4 protein-coding genes are annotated in these 1,734 nt (G+C 66.2%); 3 read left to right on the top strand and 1 reads right to left on the bottom strand.

What is annotated here, in order from left to right:
• Positions 1-293: LysR family transcriptional regulator (locus tag EOL86_14530; protein NCD26788.1), on the bottom strand; the 293-nt coding region annotated here is incomplete at its 3' end.
• Between the two features lie 92 nt (positions 294-385).
• Here EOL86_14530 and EOL86_14525 point away from each other — a divergent pair.
• The 3 genes from EOL86_14525 to EOL86_14515 form a co-directional block, all read left to right on the top strand.
• The gene (locus tag EOL86_14525) at positions 386-1,000 is read left to right on the top strand and encodes an amino acid transporter (GenBank protein ID NCD26787.1); all 615 of its coding nucleotides are present in this window, start codon (positions 386-388) and stop codon (positions 998-1,000) included.
• Between the two features lie 52 nt (positions 1,001-1,052).
• Positions 1,053-1,496, top strand: a complete 444-nt coding sequence (locus tag EOL86_14520) for a hypothetical protein (protein NCD26786.1) — start codon at positions 1,053-1,055, stop codon at positions 1,494-1,496.
• Between the two features lie 2 nt (positions 1,497-1,498).
• Positions 1,499-1,734: hypothetical protein (locus EOL86_14515; protein NCD26785.1), on the top strand; the 236-nt coding region annotated here is incomplete at its 3' end.

The following is a 1,734-nucleotide window of genomic DNA, read 5'->3' as shown; positions in this document are numbered from 1 at the left end:
TTGACGGCCAGGGTCACGGTCTCGAAACTGCCGCTTTCGTCCGGCGACAATTCCTCGAACAGGGACCGCTCCAGATCGGCCAGTTGGCGGTAATGGCGCAGCACGGCCATGCCCGCCGGCGTGGGCCGGACCGGAACCGAGCGCACCACGAGCATGCGGCCGATGCGTTCTTCCAGCTGGCGGATGCGCTGGGACACGGCGGATTGGGTCAGGAACAGGACGCGGGCGGCCTTGTCGAAACTTTCTTCGGTGATGACGGCGGCCAGGGCTTCCAGATGTTTGGCGTCGATCATAAGAAAATTTTATCGTCCTATAAAATTATTCGTTTTCCTTATTTTTCACCCTCTCGTATCTCCATGCGGACCAACACACAAGGAGACACGTCATGATCACCACCCCATATCTGCAAGGCCTGGGCACGGGCGCCGGGCTCATCATCGCCATCGGGGCCCAGAACGCCTTTGTCCTGACCCAGAGTCTGGCCCGCAACCATCATCTGCTCGTGGTTTTGGTCTGCGCCGCGAGCGACATCCTGCTTATCGCCCTGGGCTTGGCCGGAATGGGCGTGGCCCTGCAGGCAAACGACGCCTTTCTGGCCGGCGCGACCTGGCTCGGGGCGGGATTTTTGTTCTGGTATGGCCTGCGTTCCTTCCGTTCGGCTCTGGTCTCCGGGAGCCTCGAACCGGGGGCGCGGGCGCGCATGAGTCTGGGCGCGACCTTGGTGGCGACCCTGGCCGTGACCTACCTCAATCCGCACGTCTATCTGGACACGGTTCTGCTTCTGGGCTCCATCGGCGGGCGCTATCCCGCGCCGGAGCGGTTGCTTTTCGGGGCCGGAGCGGCCACGGCCTCGTGCCTGTGGTTTTTGGTCCTGGGCCTGGGCGCGCCGCTTCTGGCCCCGCTGTTCCGCCACCCCAGGGCCTGGGCCGTGCTCGACGTGCTGGTCGGGTTGACCATGTGGGGCGTGGCCGCGTCCCTGGTGATTCCGGCCCTGGCCTGAGGCTTTACCCCGGCGCGGGCGGCGGCTATCAGTTCCGCCAACGGAGGAACTGATGGCCAAAAACTACGACCCGCGCATGCACACGGCGGAACACATCCTGAATCAGACCATGGACCGCCTTTTCGCCTGCGGCCGGTGCTTTTCCGCCCACGTCAACCCGGACAAGGCCAAGTGCGACTATCATTTTGACCGCGACCTGACCGAGGCCGAAGCCCGCGACGTGGAAGCCCGGATCAACGCCGTCATCGCGGCCGATGTGCCGGTCACGGCCGAGGCCATGCCCCGGTCCGAGGCCGAGGCGCTCTTCAACCTGACCCGCCTGCCCGAGGACGCCGCCGACACCCTGCGCATCATCCGTATCGGCGACTACGACGCCTGCCCGTGCATCGGCGAGCATGTCGAGCGCACCGGCGTGCTCGGCGCCTTCCGTCTGACCACGCATTCCTTTGAAAACGGCGTGCTGCGGCTGCGCTTCAAACTGGCCAAGTCCGCCTGATCATGACCGGCCTGCCCGCCCATGGCGGCGACATCCGGGCCGCGGCCCAGGCCTTGGGCTGCGCGCCGGAGGAGATTCTGGACTTCTCGGCCAACATCAATCCGCTCGGTCCGCCGGCGTGGCTGCGGCCCGTGGTGGCCCGCGCCCTGACCGGGGCCGCGCACTATCCCGAGCCCCGGGCCGATAGCCTGCGCCGGGCGGCGGCTGAGCGCTTTGGGCTGGACATGTCCGAAGTGGT

This window comes from Deltaproteobacteria bacterium (assembly GCA_009930495.1).
Classification (GTDB): Bacteria; Desulfobacterota; Desulfovibrionia; order Desulfovibrionales; family Desulfomicrobiaceae; genus Desulfomicrobium.
This window is presented reverse-complemented; position numbering and strand designations above follow the sequence as displayed.

Coding starts and splice junctions, on each gene's coding strand:
- EOL86_14525 (NCD26787.1), top strand. CDS start 386: ATGATCACCACCCCATATCTGCAAGGCCTGGGCACGGGCGCCGGGCTC.
- EOL86_14520 (NCD26786.1), top strand. CDS start 1,053: ATGGCCAAAAACTACGACCCGCGCATGCACACGGCGGAACACATCCTG.